The organism is Koromonas soli, from assembly GCF_059726265.1.
This window is the reverse complement of the sequence record NZ_AP040872.1, coordinates 3,078,344-3,096,239: the sequence shown is the minus strand read 5'-3', so window position 1 is coordinate 3,096,239 and position 17,896 is coordinate 3,078,344. Positions and strand designations below refer to the sequence as shown.

The following is a 17,896-nucleotide window of genomic DNA, read 5'->3' as shown; positions in this document are numbered from 1 at the left end:
GCTGGCCAATCCAGTGTCTAGTTTCTACATTGCAATGCCGCCGTTGATCGCCAGTTCCTGCCCTGTGATGTAATCTCCGTCCAGGGCCAGGAAGGCGGCGGCCTTTGCGATCTCCTCCGGTCTTGCCAGTCGCCGCAGCGGTATCTTTGTCTGGATTTTCGCCAGCACCTCTTCCGGCATAGCAGAAACCATCTCTGTCCCCGTATAACCCGGAGCAATGCAGTTGGCGGTGATGTTGTATTTCGCCATCTCCAGTGCCAGGGCCTTTGTGAATGCAGCGATGCCGCCCTTGCTTGCCGCATAGTTTGCCTGGCCAAATCCGCCGATCTGCCCAATCAGTGAACTGATGTTGATAATCCTGCCGAACTTCTGTTCCATCATCACCGGCAGCACGGCGCTCGTGCAGTAGAAGGTGCCATTCAGGTTCACGTTGATCACATGAGCCCAGTCTTCATCGGTCATCTTGCCCAGTGACTTGTCGCGTGTGATCCCAGCATTGTTTACCAGAATGTCGATTCTTTTCAGCTTCTCGATTACTTCCTGTACGACCCTTCGTGCCTCGCCACTCGATGACACATCGCCCTGAAAGATTTCGCAGACACCGCCAAACGCGCGTATCTCTTCAGCAAGCGAGTCCGCACATTCGCGATTCGAACAATAGTTCACCGCGATCGTTGCACTGCGATGTGCGAGTTCCAGTGCGATTGCGCGCCCTATGCCACGCGATGCTCCTGTGACAAGGGCCACCTTACCTCCTAGTGCGCCAGTGCGTCTTTCCTTCCCAGTCCATTTCTCGGCGGCCATTCGTGCTTGATCTCCTCGTCTGCTTCGCCCGAGTGCTCCCGGCCAAATTGCCGCGCCCACTCGCGTCGAATATCGCGGCATGGAAGATAACACGAAGTTCATTGAACCTTTCTGCTATTACAGTGACTGGTCTGCCCGGCGCTGCGGTTTTCGCCGTCGCCGCACAAAAAGCGGCAGGAACTCTGCTTTCCTCTAATTCCTACAAAGGATCTGGCTTACAATGTCCGCCACTTATATTCAACAGGGGTGCAGTAATGCCGTATAACCAAGAGTCAAATAACCGAACCGAAGCTCAACAATCCCAACGTCCACAGCTGAGTTCCTATGACTCCGGACACGAACATAGCATTGAGCACCTTGTCGAGCTGCGGATGTTGGTAGAGTCCGACGAGGACCAGGGCGTCTCCCACCTAGGCAAAAGCAAGGGTGCCGCTGCCTGATTTCCGCATAGCCAAAAACACAACGAGCGCAGTATTCACCGCATATTGGCGTGACCTACTGCGCTCTACGTGTCCTTGTTCAGCCTTCTGATGCTCTAGAAGTGGAATCCTCCGCCGCAAATCAGCACTTCGCCCGTTACGTAGTCGGAAAGGGGAGAACAGAAGAACAGCACTGCTCCTGCCGCTTCCTCCGGAGTTCCAAGCCTGCCGAGTGGACATGCATGTTTCACCGACTCCAGCATCGAGGGTTGCACTCCGATCTTGATCTGGTGCCCATGCATTTCCATGTTCGCGTTATCGCCCGTCAGCGGCTGCACCAGTCGCGTATTGATCAGCCCAAAGCCGACTGCGTTCACGTTCACGTTGTACCGGCCCCATTCCTTTGCCATCGTCTTCGTCAGTCCAATCACTCCGGCCTTTCCTGAGGAATAGCCTGCCTGCCCCGCGTTACCGTCCGTGCCTGCAATCGATGTGATGTTCACTACTTTCCGCATCACGGTTTTCCCAGCGGCTATTTCCTCTTTCGCCTTATCTCGCAGGAACCCCGAGGCAGCGCGCAAAATTCGGAAGGGAACGAGCAGATGGATTTCGAGCATTGCCAAAAACTGTTCATCCGTCGTTTTCTGGATCACTCCGTCCCAGCTATAACCTGCGTTGTTGACGATGATGTCCACAGACCCAAATGTCTCGATTGTTTTCTGTACCAGCTTGTCCGGCGTAGCGGGATCCGTAAGATCGCCAGTCGCGTGGTCGATCTTGTAGCCCTCTTTTCGCAGTGCCGATTCTGTTTCGCAAAGTGCAGATTCGTCCAGGTCATTCACCATGACCTTTGCTCCGGCTGACGCCAGCTTCTCTGCTATAGCTCGGCCGATACCCCGTCCAGCACCCGTCACCAGCGCCGTCTTGCAACACAGACTAAAGGACATTGTTTAACCCTTCCCCAGGAACAAATTCGCACCACGCTTCCTTATCCTGTGCAGCGGAAGCTATTGTGCAGTGCAGCATAACTCTATGAGATGCATTCAGAATGCAATCGAATCGAATTTTTAGCGCAAAACTTCCTGTCCGGCAGCTCACAGTTCTTCACTCGCCAGCTCTGGATTTGCCATATACTACAGCGCACGTCAGGCATGTGCGGCTGGCGGTGCATTCGTGTAACTCCATCTTTGTCAAAACGAAAGTTTGCGATCCCTACTCATAACGCGTGCTTTAGCGCGCTTCGAGTGGAAGGCGTTACGTGGGAACACCTGAAAACCGACCAGATGACGATGTGACGATCGTAGGCGGCGTGGCAGCCGTTCCTGCGTCCAGATCCAGCAACTCCGGTTTCTCTTCCTATCCCGGGCCGGTGTATGAAACCGGCGTCCTGCTCGTCGGCCGCTACCAGATCGTCCAACTCCTCGGCCAAGGTGGCATGGGTGCCGTTTACAAGGCACACGACCGCGAACTCGATCGCACCGTCGCGCTCAAAACCATTCGCGCCGAGTTGGCCGGAAACGCCGAGATGCTTGCCCGCTTCAAGCAGGAGATCATCCTCGCCCGCCAGATCACCCATCGCAACGTCATCCGGATTTATGACATCGGCGAAGCCGATGGCGCCAAGTTCATCACCATGGAGTACGTCGAGGGTGACGACCTCCGTTCGCTCCTGCAACAGAAAGGGAAGTTCTCCGCCGACGAAGCCGTCGCCGTAATCAAGCAGGTATGCAGTGCGCTCGAGGCCGCTCATGCCGAAGGCGTAATCCACCGCGATCTTAAGCCGCAGAACATCATGCGCGATCAACACGGGCGCATCGTCGTGATGGATTTCGGTCTCGCGCGTCCGTTTGGTCTCGACGGTCTCACCCAGACCGGCGCGCTCGTCGGCACCATGGAGTACATGTCGCCCGAGCAGGCTCTCGGCCTCGCTGTGGATGCTCGCTCCGATCTCTTCGCCCTCGGGCTCATCTTCTTCGAACTGCTCACTGGCCGCGCCCCTTACAAGGCCGATACCGCTATCGCCAGTCTGCTCAAGCGCTCGCAGGAACCCGCTGTTTCTGTCTCGCAGATCGACAAAGCCATTCCTCCCGTACTCAGCGAAATCGTCGCGCGATGCCTCGAGCGCGACCGCGCGCGCCGATATCAGAGCGCCGCCGAAATCCTGCGCGACCTCGAGCTATGGCAGAGCGGCAGTGCCGTCAAGGTCAGAAAGCTTCGCCCGCCTACGCCTGCCAGCGTGAAGAAGAGTGTCGCCTTTATCACCACAGCGATTGTGCTCATCGCTGCGCTGGCCGCGACATTCATCGGACTTCGTCATCGATCTTCCAGCACTGCCACGACTCCGGTAGCCAATGCAGCTCCCGCCTTCTCCATAGCCTTCCTGCCTTTCCGCAATGCGACAGGCGACGCTTCGCTTGATTGGATTGGCCCCAGTATTGCCGAAACGCTCGACAGCGGTGTCGGCCAGTCGTCCAAGCTGCGCATCGTTCCTGCCGACCGTGTTTTTCAGGTGCTTCGCGATCTTAGAGTTTCCCCTTCGACCGCCATCGATGAAAGCACGCTGCGCCGCGTCGCTGACTTCAGCAACGCCGATCAAGTCATCTCCGGGCAATTCACGCGCAACGGCAACGCCATCGACATCGAAGCCGTGATTCAGGATTTGAAGAATTCGCACGTCACCCGTCTCAAAGCCACCGCGCCCGATCAGAGCCAGCTGTTGTCCGCACTCACAACGCTCTCCCGCTCCGTGCAGGAAAACCTGTCTCTCGCTCCCGACGCTATTAATGCACTGCGTGCCGTCGCCTTTGCGCCCTCCACTCGCTCCATCGACGCCCTGCGCGACTACACCGGAGGCGTGCAACTGGAGCGCGAAGGCAATCACCTTGCCGCGCAAAAGAAGTTCGAGTCTTCCACGAAGCAGGACCCTGAGTTCGCTCTTGCTTTTTCCCGTCTCGGCCAAACCTACGCCGAACTTGGCTACGCCAGCGAAGCCGCATCCGCTTCTCGCAAAGCCGTGGACCTCAGCTCCAGCCTTCCTGAGCGCGAGCGGATGCTCATCAAGGCCAGTCACGCCCGCGTCGTCAACGACACCGAGAACGCCATTCGCGACTATGAGCAACTTGCTAAGCTCTCGCCGGAAGATGAGGATTTGCAGTTTGCCCTTGCCGGGCTATATCTCTCCACCGGAGCCTACGACAAGGCGCGCGAGCAGTATCAGCGAGTCCTCGCTCGCGATCCAAAATCCGTGGACGCCCTCATCGGCATGGGCAAAGTCGAAACCTTCCGCCTCAATCCGCAAGACAGCATCGAGAACCTAAACCGCGCCCTCGCCCTCACCATCCAGTTTGGCAACGACGAGCGCCGGGCAAAAGTCCTGCAGGATATCGGAGTTGCTTACCGTCAACTCAATAAGCCCGACGACGCTTTGCGTTACGCGCAGGAGTCGCTCGACATCCGCCGCCGCCTCGGGCAGCAGCAGGGAATTGCCGAGAGTCTCCACACCATCGCTCAAATCCAGACTCGCCAGGGCAAGATGGAACCGGCCATCAAGGGCTTTGAAGAGGCCATCCGCATCCAGCGCTCCATCGGCGACAACCGCGGCCTCGCCGACACCCTCATCGACTACGGCGACCTCTACAACGAGCGCAGCGACTACGACCGTGCGCTCAAGGCTTACAAGGAATCGCTGCAAATCGAACGCAACCTCGGCGACAAAACTCTCGAAGCCGTCAACCTCAATAACATTGCATTGATATATGTCAATAAAGCGCAGTATGACGACGCCCTCAGCTACTACGAACAGGCGTTGCATCTGCGCGAGCAGCTCAAAATTCCCAGCGATATCGCAGACACCCTGCACAACCTCGGAGACGTCGCCACCTTCACCGGACAGAACGATCGCGCCCTCAGCAATTACCTCAAGGCGCTCGACATCCGCCATCAGAGCGGAGATCGTCGCGGTGCCGCCATGGATTCCCAAAGCATCGCGTTCGCCTTCGAGCAGCAGGGCAACTTCGGTGCCGCCGTCAAATCCACCGGCGAAGCCGTCCAAACCTTCCGCGAACTGCAGGAGCATGGCTTCTGGGTTGCCGAGGTGCTTGGCGCGTATGGCAACGCGTTAAACCAGGCCGGGCGCTGGAGTGAATCTCAGCAGCCGCTCGATGAAGCTCTCGCACTCGCCCGCGAACTCAAGAATCCAGATGTCACTGCCGAAGTGCTCAACTACCAGGGCGACCGCCTGTTCTACGCAGGTGACGTCAAGAGTGCGCGCACGCTCTACGAGCAATCGCTCAAGTCAGCCTCTCATCCCGGTGCCGACCCTCATCTTTTGCTCACTTCGAAGATCAATGTCGCCAAGTCCATGCTGAAGTCTGGCGACATTCGCAACGCAGCGCCACGTCTGCGCGCCGCCGCCGATGAAGCGCGCACCCTCGGCCTTAAGTATCAGGAGATCGCTGCCCGCGTTGCGCTTGGCGAGGCGCTTGTTCTCCAAAAGGATTTGCCGCACGCGCGCCAGGAACTCGATTCCGCCCTTGAACAGAGCGAGCGCCTCGGCTTCCGTGCTCTCACCGCTCAGAGTCGCTATCTGCTTTCGACCGCGCTCCGCGCCACCGGCGACACTGCCGAGGCCGACCGCAATCTGCAGGAAGCCCGTCGCGCCCTCGATCAAATCTCCCGTGAGTCGGGCAACAGCGTTGCGAATCGCAGCGATCTTCTCGCCATCGCCGCGCACTGAAGCCAACTCGATGCCAATACAAAGAGCCGGAGCGCGCCCGGCTCTTCTTTCGTACTGCTTCTGAACTACTTCACCATGTTCACCGTAGTACACACCGGAACGAACTGACCCCCGCCGGTCGTGGTGCTCGATGAATTCGTGGATGTAACGCAGATCGTCGTCAGGCCTGGCACGAAGTTATTCGTCACTAGGTTGCCCGAGTATGTCCCGCCACTGCCTCCATTCTGCGTGAAGAACTGGAACGATTGCCCCGTCGCTGCCTCCACCTGATCCTGTGGACCCGTTACGGATATGGTCATCGCATTCGGTGGCGTATTCGCTCCCAGCACTGCGTTCCCGTTACAATCCGTCACGCTGACCTTCACCGGCAGATTCGACCCGATCTTGTTGGTTGACTTCGGTAGCGGGTTGTTGAAGATTGCGCTTGCAACGCACGCTCCTCCATTTAATGACGGACAGCGGTCTGCAACCGCGTGATCGCTGCGTCCTCCTCCGCCCGAAATCCCTGTATCGCGGAAGTAGTTCACCGTCGTGTCAAATGTGAATTGGTGGTTGCTCGCCGCGTCCGCCGGAGGCCCTTCGCTCGGATCGAGCATGAACCTCGGGCTGTTCACGAAAAAGTTCGCTGTACTCGATGGACACGACGCCGGCACATAACAATTTGCCGTGTTACTTGTCCCGGTAAGAAGCGGGCTTATCAGCGTTCCATTCACCGGGCATGCTGGAGGCTGCAGATAGTGAACCGCCGCAATGATATTTCCCGTCGCCGGAGGATTCGCCACGCGATACACCACGCGGTTTCCTTGCGCAAGGTGTGTTCCGCTGCCCGTCACCGTCGGAATTCCAAAATTCCCCACCGTCTGGTCCGTGTAAGGAATCGGCACCAGCGTCGGTCCACTTGCCGGGAACGTGCTTCCACACGGCTCACCCTGCCCGCAGAAATACTCGTCAAACCGGTTCAGGAAGGGAAGAGGCGCGGTTGCGTTGTCAATGGTTCTTGGTGAGGGTTGCGGCCCTTGTCCTGTCGCGCTCACCACCAGTGTGTAAGCGCTTGGCACGGAATCAATCGTGGCTGCCCATGTATGGAAGTTCGTGCTTGCCGTCTGGCCCGTGCCTGAATTGTCCAGCTTCGGTTGCAGCGTTGTGGCATCGATCTGCGGATCGCCGAAGTTCGCCACCCTCGTAACATTGCTGCTGTTCCCGGGGAACTGCAGAGGAACAATGTTCAGTTGCTGTCCGCCCAGCACGCACACTCCACCAATTACCGGCTTCCCGCTCAGGCTAATTGTCGCTAGGACCTGCTTGTTGGCAAGCCCGATTTTCGACACTGTCGCGTTCCCCACATCCGCCACCCAGAACGATGCGCCATCCGGATCGAGTGCCAGGAATCGCAAGCTCTTTGATTTCGGAACAGTGAACTTTACGAAATTCCCAGCGCTGTTCAGTTGATACACCGCGCTGTCCGCCGCGATCAGCATTCCGTTCAGTGGAGCATGCGTCGTCGGATTGATGTTCGCCGCCGGTAGCAGCTTTACCGACCATGCCGTATCCGCCGCCGTAGCGCTGGTCGCCTCCGTTGCAGCGTTCGTCATGTCCACGCGAGCGACGGCCGTTGACGTTGTCTTAAGGAACGCGCTACTTGACGCAAAGAACAGGCTTGTCTGATCCGTTCCCAGGTCCACCTGGTCGGCAACCGCGCCAGTGCTGATCGCCACCGGGGCCTGATAGCCGATGCTGCTGTCCGCATTCGGCGGAAGTGTGGGAGTGAATTGCAGGACAGAGCTGTTCGGGCTTCCAACATAGAAATGCCCGCTCGCGTCGAACACAATCGACTCAGCATAGACCGTCGTGCTCAGAGTTCCCACCGTCACCGGCGAGCCACTGTGCGCTGCTCCACTGAACTCGATGACCGATCCTGATGTGGCGCTCACGCCACTTGTGGTGTACAGGTTGAACTGCGAATCGAACGCGCATCCTCCCGCCTGCCCTGCTCCGGCCGCAAACGATTCGAGTAACGTGCCATTACGCCAGACCTGGTAATTGCTTCCTGCTCCAATAAAGACGTCTCCAACTTTCCAGGATGTTTGTGCGGTTAACAAGCATGGAGAGACTAACAACAAGATCGCGAGCGATCCGAAGGAGAGATGCTTTCGCATAAAAACCCTCTTCTGCCTGACGGCTGAGATGTAGGTTCTGTCACTGCGCAATGTGAGCAAAAAACTTCGTCAGAGCTAAGCGGCGAAATTGCGCAAGACGCAGGGGGAGAGTTGCTGATGGATCTTCATCGTCCAGCAGTCCTGTATTGGAGCGGGTAGATGCCTGAGCCTTCGTCAGGGCTGCACTCGGCTTTGAAAAAATTAGCCTTACGCCGGAAGTGCTACTACTTCGCCGCTGCGGCTCTCTGCTGAATGCGGCTCAGCACGCCCGAGTCGATCACTTCGCCCGTGCGGGACACGGTCTCGAAGTACAGCTGATCTCCCGCAATTTCCATCAGCATAAAATCACGGTCTGTATCGAAGCCTGCTTGATCAAGGTCGCTGCCTTTGCGCAGGTTGTGGAATCGCAGTTCTCCCGAGTTCCCCACCAGGAACAGGTACACTCCGTCCTGCGGCTTCAATCGCTCATAAACGTGCTCATGCCCATACAGCACAACGTTGACGTTGTATTTTACAAACAGCGGCATCAACTGCTTTCGCAAGTCCAAATCCGGCCCGTGGAACTTCGCGCTGGTGAATAGAGGATGATGAAAGAAGCAGACCTTCCACGCTGCATTCGAAGTCTTCAATTTATCTTCCAGCCACCCAAGCTGCCGCGGGTCCATATAGTTGCTGTCCAGCGCAAAGAATTCAACGTTCCCGCGCTTGAAGCTGTAGTACCGCTCGCCGCCCATGTTGTAGAGCTTGTAATTTCGCTCGATCTCCGGATCGTCGTGATTCCCCAACGACGCGTAGAATTTCACGTTCGCATCGAGCAGAGCTTTGTAAGGCAGTTCAAACTTCCTCTTGAAATCGTCTGCCCGATGCCGTCCGTAGATGTTGTCTCCGTTCATCGTGACGAAATCGAACTTCACCACCTTGCGGAATCGCTCCATCTGCTCTGCCACTTCATACTGCGGCTTCTCGCCCGTTCCGTTGTCTCCGATGACTGCAAAACGAACAGACCCTTCCTTCAGCGGAAGCTTCACATTCGGCGGCGCCTCTTGCGGCGCCCGCGTCTGCCCGCCGGCCACACCCACCACCGCCAGCAGCGATACAAGATAAAGGACTGCGGATCGAATCATAGATCGTGCTCAATGAATGGCATCAGGAAGATAGTCCACCACCAGGTTTGCTTCTGCATCGCGCAACACCAGCGTCTTTCCCACCAATCGATACTCCAATGTCTTGGGCAACACAGGCAAGTGTTGCAGCAGTGTTCCCGGAGACGATTGCAGCGGCTCTCCATTCTTGTTCGGATAATCTCCGTTCACCACCACCTTCGAAGACTCCGCGGCCGCGACAGGTTCTGCATGCTTCAGGCTGCCGCGCAGCTTCACTCCTTTGTCTCCGTCCAGTGATTTCGCAAGCAGCTTGCGCATCACTTCCGCCACCTCAGGTGTGAACAGGTCTCCCTGCTTTGCATTCGGCCGCCCATCGCGAACCGCTTTCTTCAGAGCCTCGCGCCGCTTCTCCAACTCATGAACATCGGAGCTGCGTTTCAGGTGAGCCGTTCGCGGAGCTTTCTGTTTCAGCTTCAGATACTCGTTCACTCGCGTCTCGAAATCCTGCACCGTCTTCTGATCTTCCGGCGAAAGTTCCACTGCCTGTGTCGCAGGCGCCGTCTGCGCCGTCGCCCAGCTTGCCAGTATGGACATCGCCAGTGCGCTCGAGGCGGCAACCAGTCTCCACGAGCGTATCCCGTGCAGCTCTCGCTTACTTGGCATCGCGTCCCCCGTTTTGAGTGGCGTCTGCCGCATCGGTCACCAGTTCTCGCATCGCATGCACCACAGCGTTCTGCACCTCTTCGCGGACAGCTTCGCGCACGCTCTCAACGACTTCTTTAGGCTCGATCTGTCCATCGCTTGCCGTGTCAATCACCTTGTCGAGCACCTGCTCCACCTTGCTTGCCACATCCAGCCGTTTGGCCACCACCTTTGCAACCTTCTTCGCCGGAGCATTCAGCAGTGACATGCCCGCGCTCGCTGCCTCTGCCGGAGCCGAGCTGCCCCAGTCCTTGTCGAATACCTCGATCATGCGCTTCACTGTCTTTGCATCGTTGAAGATCAGTCCGATCTCCCGCCGTGCTTCCAACTCCAGCTTCCTCATGCTCTGGCTTCCAAGAAAAGCAGATTTCCCATCGCGCAGCATTGCCCTCGCGTGAATGCGCATCGAGAGTGCTCTTGTCGAGAGTGCCTTCCCTCGCGTGGATGTCTGTCCAATGATGCGGACATCCACTCCTTGCGACACCTTCTGATTCAGCAGTGAGATAAATTCCGGATCGCTGACCTTCATGTCATAAATCAGCAGTTGCTTTTTCGCACCCGCAATGAACTGCTTCAGCCGTTCGCGCGCATTCACCGGACTCACCACCAGGTTGTCGTTTCCCGGCTTGTACTGCACTCGTTTCACATCGCTGTCAAAGAGCTTCACAGCTTCCGCCACAACGTCCGGCTCTCGCGTACTAACGGCAAATGATCGGCTCAGCGAGATATCCAGGTGGCTGTAGTTGAACGCGAGCAGGTACAGCTCCTTCTCGTCCACAATGAACATCTTTCCGTGATACCGAACCAGATCGTCTGCCGTTCGTGTCACGGTCACACCTTTTTCCAGCAGCCGCATCTCGAATCGGCGAAGCAGCTTCTCTCCTCCGCGATTGGTGTAGGCGATCAGTGCCTGCACCATCACTCCTCGTTCCACCGCCGCCACCAGCGCTTTTTCGATTTCGCTCCGATCTATGCGGAAGATCAGGATGCGAATACTCTTTTTCGCCTGCCCCAGAGCTTTCACGATAGGTTCGATCCCATCCTCCGGCTCTACAATCAGCTTCATGAATTCTCCTGTGCGGCCAATGTGGAAAGATGCGTGCTGGTGCGAATCGGATGTTTTCACAAAACGCTAGATAGCCCTCAGAACGTTTGTTGCTTCTAAAGGAGAATGCGTTTTTCGAACGCCGCCATCCAACCCGGCTCACCATCTTTCTTTCTCCGTCCCTCAAGAGTGGCTGCACTCGCACTCCTGACCATCGTTCTCACCTTTGCGCCAAGCCTGCACGCCGAGAAGCACGACAAGCACGATTCCGCTGCCGCTTCCAACGTGCTCTGGCAACAGCCCGCCAACATCTCCGCTCTCGATCTCTTTCTCGGCCCCGGAGGCAAACACCAGCAGCCGAAACCGCCGTTCACATTCCTCTCTGAAGACTTGAAGGGAAGCAATCCTAAGTTTGATGTGAGCGACGCCGACGGTCACAAGTGGCGCGTCAAACTCGGCGAAGAGTCTCGTCCCGAAGTCGTTGCCTCGCGCCTGCTCTGGGCTGTCGGATACATCGCCAACGACGACTTCCTTGTTCCCAAAACCGAGGTGCAAGGTCTCAAACTTACGCGCCGTCCTCCTGATCAGAAAAGAAACACCATCACCAATGCGCGTTTTGCCCGCAAGCCCGAAGGTGAAAAGAAAATCGGCATCTGGCATTGGAAGAAGAGTCCCTTCACCGGCACCCGCGAATTCAACGGCCTCCGCGTCATGATGGCCCTGATGAATAACTGGGATTTAAAGGATGAAAACAACGCCATCTATCAGGACGATGACGGCAGTCGCAATCTCTACATGGTGAGCGATATCGGATCCACCTTCGGCACCAATGGACTTAGCTGGACGCGTTCTCGTTCCAAGGGGAATCTGCAAAGCTTCAAGGCCTCGCGCTTCATCACCCGAACCACCGATACCACGGTGGATTTCGCCACGCCTGCCGCTCCCAAGGCCGTCATGGCCGAGAGCTTCGGCTTCGGCCTCATTTCGTTCGAGAAGCGTCGAGCACTTGGTTGGATTGGAAAGAAAATTCCTCGCCAGGATGCGCGCTGGATCGCCTCGTTGCTCTCGCAACTCACGCATCGCCAACTCGTCGATGCGTTTCGCGCCGGCAACTTTTCTCCCGAGGAAGTCGAGGCTTACGTCTCCATCATCGAGAGCCGCATCGCCCAGCTCAAAGCCCTCTAGGCCACCGATGCCTCATCGTTGTTGAATTGAATGTCATGCAGTTGGCGATACACGCCATCGGGTTTGCGCAGCAGTTCATCATGAACGCCGCCCTCCACGATGCGCCCATCTTTCACCACGTAAATGCACGCCGCATTCCGTATCGTGGAGAGACGATGAGCGATCACCAGCGAAGTGCGTCCCGTCATCAGCCTGTCCAGCGCCTCAAACACAAGTTGTTCTGAAGCCGCGTCCAGCCCCGAGCTCGGTTCATCCAGAATCAGTATTGGGCTGTTGCGCACCAGCGCGCGTGCAATTGCGATTCGCTGCCGCTGTCCTCCTGACAGCGTCACTCCGCGCTCGCCCACCTGCGCGTCAAACTTCCCCGGAAGCTTCTCAATGAACTCCATCGCATTGGCCGCTTCGGCCGCCTTGGCAATTTCGCTGTGCGTGGCCTCCGGTTTTCCGTACGCGATGTTGTCCCAGATCGATCCGCTGAACAGTACCGTATCCTGCAGCACAAAGCTCATCTGGTTGCGAACCGATTTCTGTGTGTACTTCCGAATGTCCACGCCGTCGATCTTCACGTATCCCGCCGACGGATCGTAAAAGCGCGCAATCATGTTTGCAATTGTCGTCTTGCCCGAGCCCGTCGGTCCCACCAGCGCCACGCATGTTCCCGCCGCCACATGCAGATTCACGTCAAACAAAATCTGTCGTTCGTTCGAATACGCAAAGTCCACGTGCTCGAAATCGATCTCTCCCTTGAACGCAGGTGCCCTCTTCGCTCCCGGCAGATCGCGCATCTCGTCATCCGTGCGTATCACCTCCTGGATTCGCTCATAGCCCACATCGGCCTTCGAGTACGAGTCCATAATCTTCGAGATGTCCTGCATCGGTTTGTACATTTTCGAAATGTAGCTGAGGAAGAGAACAATCGAGCCCGCCGAAAGCCCATTGCGCAGCGCGCTACTCGTGCCGAAATAGAGCACCCCGCACACGCCCACCCCTGTTACCAGATTCACAATCGGCACCAGCCTTGCTTTCAGTGCGCGAGCCTTCAACGCAGCTTCCACCGTCTCCAGGCTCTCCCCTTCCAGCCTATGCACTTCATAGTTCTCCCGTGCGAAGGCCTTCACCACGCGAATCGATCCAAGCACCTCCTGTACCACCGACAGCAGCTTGCCTTCATGCTTTCTCACATTCCGCGAAGCCTTCTTCACCCTACGTGTGTACGTGTATACAATCGCGAACAGCACCGGAACCACAGCCAGCGCCACCAGCGTCAATCGCCAGTTTACGTAAAACATCACGCCTATCATGCCCACCAGCGTCAGCACGTCTACCAGGATGCTCAGCAGTCCCGAGACAATGAATGTCTGCACCGAATCGATGTCGCTCGTCACGCGGCTGATCAGGTCACCCGTCTGCTTCTGGTCGTGATACGCCAGCGAGAGCCGCTGCACATGCGCGTACAGCCTGCGCCGCAGATCGTGCGTCACCCACTGCCCAATGCTGGTTGTAATGTATTTTTCCGAGTAGGTGCACAGCGCGTTCAACACTGCAATACCAATCACCGCCGCGCAGGCAAACACGAGAATCTGCCGCGGATCAGTCCCAATCGTTCTGCTTATAAAGGCAAACAACCATCCATGCGAATGCCTTCCTGCAATCACGTTGTCGAGCACAATCTTCAGTGGCCAGGGTTCTAGCAGGTCGGCAATGCTCTCTCCCGCAATGGCCAGCAGCCCCAGTCCCAGCATCTTCTGATGTGGGCGGAGTAGCTCAAGCACTGTGATTCCGCGTTGTACGCGGCTTGCCTCGGAATCCATTGCAGGTTGGATGCGTCTGAGTCACTACGGGGTCAGTCAGAAAAGCTCGGGCGCGGAGCGTGGCCGCTGCGCGCCCTTCTTAATTGGGGGGACGAGCAATTGTTTTTATATTCGTCTATCTTCTCTGGAGCCACAGAATTCGAAAGTAGCGGCTGGATTTCTCTTCCTCGCCCGTTACGAAGTTGCTTCCAGCGTTGCCGTTTCTACCGCCTCGTCTCCGTCGTAAGCCCGTTGGAACGCCCCTGCCACAAAGCGCGTTACCAGGAAGCCGTCCATGTATTTGTAAGGCGACTCTCCCAACGTGTAGTGCCCACACGGCAGGCACTTGATTTGCGCTTGCAGTTTGCGCCTGCGAAACTCGTCGGCAATCCGGTTGCTGAATTCCGGCAGGAACGTGCGATCGTACGCCGTGTGAATCATCAGCACCTGCTTGGGCCAGCGCTCGAACTTGTCGAAATAATTCATCGGGCTCACGCAGTCAAGTGCATGCCGCAGCTCTTCCGCGTTCAGCACTTTCTCAATGCCTTCTCGCACGTGCCGCGTGGAGTACCCCGTCCACACCACATCGCCAAAGTAAGTCGAAGCGTGATTAAAAATGTTCACGCGCAAGCGCCGGTCGTGAGCGCTGGCGATAAACGCATAGCACGATCCGAGACTTGTCCCCAGCACTCCGAATTCCGTGTAGCCTTGCTGTTCCAGCCAATCCAGACAGCAACGGATGTCGAGAATGCCTTGTCGTGCCGCATGAATCGTGCGCCCTATATTCGCACTCACCGAGTAATCTGCGCGATGCAGTTCCGACGGCATACGAATGTCGTGATAGGGCATGCTCAGCCGCAGCGTCGATATTCCAAATGGACGGAACAGTTTCGCGAACGCGTTATGACTCAGCGCGTCGCCATTCCACTGCGGAATGATGATCATCGCGCGCTTCGGCTTGCCCTCTCGCGCAGGCGCCGGGAACCACCTCGCATTCGCCAGGTCGTTTTCCGGATACGGCGAGCGTACCGGCGACGTAAAGCGCAGAAATGTTCCAAACTGTCCTGCATACTTCGCGTCATCGATCTCCGGATTCGCGTTACTCCCCGTCCCATGCACCCGAATCGGGCGCTGCTCCAGTCGAAAATCCGTAGGTGTCTTGTAGTTGAAGAACTCGTCGCTGCTCGCGACCAGCCGATCATTCAGCGCAAAGAAATATTTCTTCTGTTGCTCTGCCTCGGCGTTTGCCACCTCAGCATCGCTGCCGAGAAATTCAGTGGTCCAATCGAGACCCCATTCAAAAGGACGTACCACGCGATTGCTGTCGCGGGTCTCCAGCCGATACTCCCAGTCATTCATCCAGCGTGCGTAGCGAGAGCGGATCATAGTCGTTCGTACGAAGATTCTATCAACCGCACACCGCCTCGTTCGAGAGCACCGCATCCAGAGGGCCGCATCCGGAGCCGAAAAGCATCCCTTGGCCCTTCAACGGCAAACCGGCCCACACTCGCAGGATTCTCCCGCTTCAATCCTGAGCACCGCGCTTCCCTCGCACAGAACCCAAGCACCGCGGGTGCCCCATATACGCTCGCCTCTTTTGGCGAGCGCATGTGGGATCTATGAAAGAAGGCGCGAAGCGCCCTCCAAAGGTTCTTCTCTTGCTCTTGTTGTTGCCTTTGCTCTTGCGTGACTTTGCATTTCAAGTGTCATCTTCGCGAAGCGAAGGTTCCACTCTCTCGACCTATTTGGGCGCATCATGGCGTATTGCGCCGTCTGTCCCGCCCCGCATCTGAATCCCATAGAGGTTAAGACCCAATGCAGAAAAAGATAATGCTTTTAGGCGGCAGCCTGCTTTTGTCCACCGCGCTCCTGTTTGCGCAAAGCGGCAGTTCAAACACGGGCACCGGCGGAGGCTCTTCGTCCATGGGAGCGGGCCAAAGCGGAAGTTCAACCAATCAGGGATCAACCAGCTCCGAACAGGGCAGCTACGGAAATCAGGGTTCCAGTTCCGGCCAAAGCTCGACCTCTTCCGGACAGAGCTCCAGCGGCAGTAATCCCGGTTCCATGAGTTCAGGGCAGGGAAGTGGCAGCAGCAGCGACATGAGTGGCTCTAACAGTGGCCAATCCTCCAGCGCCCGCCATCACAAGAAACACAAGAAGCATTCCAGCAGCAGTGACAGCACAAGCCAGAGCAGCAGTGAAACCAGCCAGGGTTCCGGCTCGAGTTCGGGCAACAGCGGGACCACCACCAAGCCTCAATAAGATTTGAATTAGCCCGGCAGGTTACACAATGGGCGGCGTGCACGAATGGCGCCGCCCATTGCTTTGCACTCACTTGTATATTGGATAAGTTGTAGCGTTGGGATCTGTAAGCCGAATTTTGTACGGCATTGCTGCCGTGGCGATCATTCCTCTAGGCGACGCGTTACCGCGGCGCTCAAGCGACCTACCCGGACGTTTGGCGAACCGAGCCGGCTCGCAGCCAGCGTTTTCACGCTGCGCACTTCGCCCCTATTTGGTCTTGCTCCGTGTGGGGTTTGCCATGCAACGTTCATTACTGAACGCCCGGTGCGCTCTTACCGCACCTTTTCACCCTTACCTCGCGGCCAGCAAGCGCAAAGCTCACCGGGGTTCGCGAGGCGGTATTTTCTCTGTGGCACTGGCCGTCGGATGGCCTTGACGCCATCGCTCCCGGACGTTATCCGGCACACCGCTCTGTGGAGTTCGGACTTTCCTCCCCCTGCATTGCACCCTCCGGCCGAAGCCGGCGTAAGCCATACAGGCGGCGATCACCCGATCCCAACGCTATCAATTCCTGATTATACAGCCCTTCGCAAATCGCTCTCATTCTTGCTCTTGAGGCTCGCGGAATTGCGGGGCAGTAAATCGCGGAATTACGGGGCAGTGTGCAGAATTGTAGGGCAGTAACTTCCAACGAAAGACACCCACCTCCAGGGAACCACGTACCAATACCGCTGCACTGCCAGGGATATTACTTATTTGTAAACAGCCACTTCGCTCTCTCTTGTGACCAGCATCTGAAGGTTGATGCACAATTCCGATGATCTCTCACGCGTGACCATCGTTCCTTCAAGACGGGGCGAGAACGAAAGGACATTGTATTTTCTGCACTGCCAACGTTGTACCTGGGCAGCCTGGACGCCTCTCTTTCATGTGGCCGCGATCGCATCCTTTGCACATCACAAGCAGCACGACAAAATCGTCGAGCCAATATGTGCAGCATAGCTGCCACCGCTCACCGGCACGGCCCTAGGTAGTAGCAAAACTCGGCAAGCCGCCCCGCGACGGGAAGCAGCGCGAAGGATGCTTTGAATGGACTTTGCCGTGCCGGATAGTACCATCCGTGGAACTTCCGCTGAGTATCTTCCATAAAGAGAGCTCCGGCTCCGGACATGCGCCGCATGTTGACCAGAGATCCGTGCAGCGCTGGATCGGAGACCAGACCATCCGCGTGCCCCATCAATCTCGTCGCTGAGAGCAGGAAAGGACCGGCCTTTACAACCTGATCATTAGTGGTGGCGAGCAGGGTGTTTGTGCGATCGAGCATGATTTGGAAACGAAGCAAAGTCGGATCGATCTGACGCTCGGCGGCGACTCCGACACTTCTCCAAGCCTTAACTGTATCCTGAGCGTCTCCGATCAGATCAGAAGTCTGTTGGGCGGTTGCGTTCCAGTATTTCTTCTGTGCAACGCTCGCCCTTGCACCCTCGTCTGTCATCACCGCCGCATTCTTGCTAACCAATTGGATGTTGTGGGCCGTCGCGTCTACGTGCGGCTTCACGATGCGAACGATGTCTCCAGTATCGTGCACAGTTGACTTGCTCTCCTGGAGAACGCTGCGCAGGGGCCACAAAACAAACGCGACATAGCCCAAAAAGATAACACAAGCACACCTCAACACGGTCTGGGAAACTCTTCCGGCGATCACTACCATTC

Annotated in this window: 12 protein-coding genes and 1 other RNA gene; 3 read left to right on the top strand and 10 right to left on the bottom strand. The window is 57.0% G+C overall.

The window, feature by feature from the left end; translation table 11 throughout:
- Window positions 1-24 precede the first annotated feature (24 nt).
- The gene (locus AC6IY8_RS13530) at window positions 25-747 is read right to left on the bottom strand and encodes a 3-oxoacyl-ACP reductase family protein (RefSeq protein WP_497775050.1); all 723 of its coding nucleotides are present in this window, start codon (window positions 745-747) and stop codon (window positions 25-27) included.
- A 592-nt stretch (window positions 748-1,339) separates the two neighbouring features.
- Window positions 1,340-2,170: an SDR family NAD(P)-dependent oxidoreductase gene (locus AC6IY8_RS13525; RefSeq protein ID WP_497775049.1), complete on the bottom strand. Its 831-nt coding sequence runs from the start codon at window positions 2,168-2,170 to the stop codon at window positions 1,340-1,342.
- 311 nt (window positions 2,171-2,481) lie between these two features.
- Between AC6IY8_RS13525 and AC6IY8_RS13520 the strand changes: the two genes are divergently transcribed.
- On the top strand, window positions 2,482-5,958 hold the full coding sequence (locus tag AC6IY8_RS13520) for a tetratricopeptide repeat protein (protein ID WP_497775048.1): 3,477 nt from the start codon (window positions 2,482-2,484) through the stop codon (window positions 5,956-5,958).
- Window positions 5,959-6,023: 65 nt separating this feature from the next.
- Here AC6IY8_RS13520 and AC6IY8_RS13515 read toward each other — a convergent pair whose 3' ends face one another.
- The 4 genes from AC6IY8_RS13515 to AC6IY8_RS13500 form a co-directional block, all read right to left on the bottom strand.
- Complete coding sequence (locus tag AC6IY8_RS13515; RefSeq protein ID WP_497775047.1) at window positions 6,024-8,114, bottom strand: YncE family protein; 2,091 nt, start codon at window positions 8,112-8,114, stop codon at window positions 6,024-6,026.
- A 224-nt stretch (window positions 8,115-8,338) separates the two neighbouring features.
- Complete coding sequence (locus AC6IY8_RS13510) at window positions 8,339-9,238, bottom strand: metallophosphoesterase family protein (RefSeq protein ID WP_497775046.1); 900 nt, start codon at window positions 9,236-9,238, stop codon at window positions 8,339-8,341.
- Between the two features lie 9 nt (window positions 9,239-9,247).
- Complete coding sequence (locus tag AC6IY8_RS13505; RefSeq protein WP_497775045.1) at window positions 9,248-9,880, bottom strand: hypothetical protein; 633 nt, start codon at window positions 9,878-9,880, stop codon at window positions 9,248-9,250.
- Window positions 9,870-10,985 carry a phospholipase D-like domain-containing protein gene (locus tag AC6IY8_RS13500; RefSeq protein ID WP_497775044.1) on the bottom strand — a complete coding sequence of 372 codons (1,116 nt, stop codon included), beginning with the start codon at window positions 10,983-10,985 and terminating at the stop codon, window positions 9,870-9,872. Before AC6IY8_RS13500 ends, AC6IY8_RS13505 begins: the two co-directional genes overlap by 11 nt.
- Before the next feature lie 105 nt (window positions 10,986-11,090).
- On the opposite strand from AC6IY8_RS13500, the gene AC6IY8_RS13495 reads away from it, so the two are divergent.
- Complete coding sequence (locus tag AC6IY8_RS13495) at window positions 11,091-12,149, top strand: hypothetical protein (protein ID WP_497775043.1); 1,059 nt, start codon at window positions 11,091-11,093, stop codon at window positions 12,147-12,149.
- Here the strand turns inward: AC6IY8_RS13495 and AC6IY8_RS13490 are convergent.
- Both AC6IY8_RS13490 and AC6IY8_RS13485 read right to left on the bottom strand, forming a co-directional pair.
- Entirely contained in the window at window positions 12,146-13,960 is a 1,815-nt protein-coding gene (locus AC6IY8_RS13490; RefSeq protein ID WP_497775042.1) for an ABC transporter ATP-binding protein, read from the bottom strand. The two genes, AC6IY8_RS13495 and AC6IY8_RS13490, sit on opposite strands and share 4 nt — an antisense overlap.
- 174 nt (window positions 13,961-14,134) lie before the next feature.
- Window positions 14,135-15,325 (bottom strand): alpha/beta hydrolase family protein, encoded by a 1,191-nt coding sequence (locus AC6IY8_RS13485; protein ID WP_497775041.1) that lies wholly within the window; start codon window positions 15,323-15,325, stop codon window positions 14,135-14,137.
- A 429-nt stretch (window positions 15,326-15,754) separates the two neighbouring features.
- Between AC6IY8_RS13485 and AC6IY8_RS13480 the strand changes: the two genes are divergently transcribed.
- Window positions 15,755-16,201: a hypothetical protein gene (locus tag AC6IY8_RS13480; protein ID WP_497775040.1), complete on the top strand. Its 447-nt coding sequence runs from the start codon at window positions 15,755-15,757 to the stop codon at window positions 16,199-16,201.
- Between the two features lie 91 nt (window positions 16,202-16,292).
- On the opposite strand, the gene rnpB is transcribed toward AC6IY8_RS13480, so the two are convergent.
- Window positions 16,293-16,744, bottom strand: an RNA gene (rnpB, locus tag AC6IY8_RS13475) — RNase P RNA component class A.
- A gap of 451 nt (window positions 16,745-17,195) precedes the next feature.
- Window positions 17,196-17,771 carry a hypothetical protein gene (locus tag AC6IY8_RS13470; RefSeq protein WP_497775039.1) on the bottom strand — a complete coding sequence of 192 codons (576 nt, stop codon included), beginning with the start codon at window positions 17,769-17,771 and terminating at the stop codon, window positions 17,196-17,198.
- Window positions 17,772-17,896 lie beyond the last annotated feature (125 nt).

What these genes read in the sequence shown, in the direction of transcription:
- AC6IY8_RS13515 (WP_497775047.1), bottom strand. Translation starts at nt 8,114, where the DNA reads ATGCGAAAGCATCTCTCCTTCGGATCGCTCGCGATCTTGTTGTTAGTC.
- AC6IY8_RS13510 (WP_497775046.1), bottom strand. Translation starts at nt 9,238, where the DNA reads ATGATTCGATCCGCAGTCCTTTATCTTGTATCGCTGCTGGCGGTGGTG.
- AC6IY8_RS13500 (WP_497775044.1), bottom strand. Translation starts at nt 10,985, where the DNA reads ATGAAGCTGATTGTAGAGCCGGAGGATGGGATCGAACCTATCGTGAAA.
- AC6IY8_RS13495 (WP_497775043.1), top strand. Translation starts at nt 11,091, where the DNA reads ATGCGTTTTTCGAACGCCGCCATCCAACCCGGCTCACCATCTTTCTTT.
- AC6IY8_RS13525 (WP_497775049.1), bottom strand. Translation starts at nt 2,170, where the DNA reads ATGTCCTTTAGTCTGTGTTGCAAGACGGCGCTGGTGACGGGTGCTGGA.
- AC6IY8_RS13485 (WP_497775041.1), bottom strand. Translation starts at nt 15,325, where the DNA reads ATGATCCGCTCTCGCTACGCACGCTGGATGAATGACTGGGAGTATCGG.
- AC6IY8_RS13505 (WP_497775045.1), bottom strand. Translation starts at nt 9,880, where the DNA reads ATGCCAAGTAAGCGAGAGCTGCACGGGATACGCTCGTGGAGACTGGTT.
- AC6IY8_RS13480 (WP_497775040.1), top strand. Translation starts at nt 15,755, where the DNA reads ATGCAGAAAAAGATAATGCTTTTAGGCGGCAGCCTGCTTTTGTCCACC.
- AC6IY8_RS13490 (WP_497775042.1), bottom strand. Translation starts at nt 13,960, where the DNA reads ATGGATTCCGAGGCAAGCCGCGTACAACGCGGAATCACAGTGCTTGAG.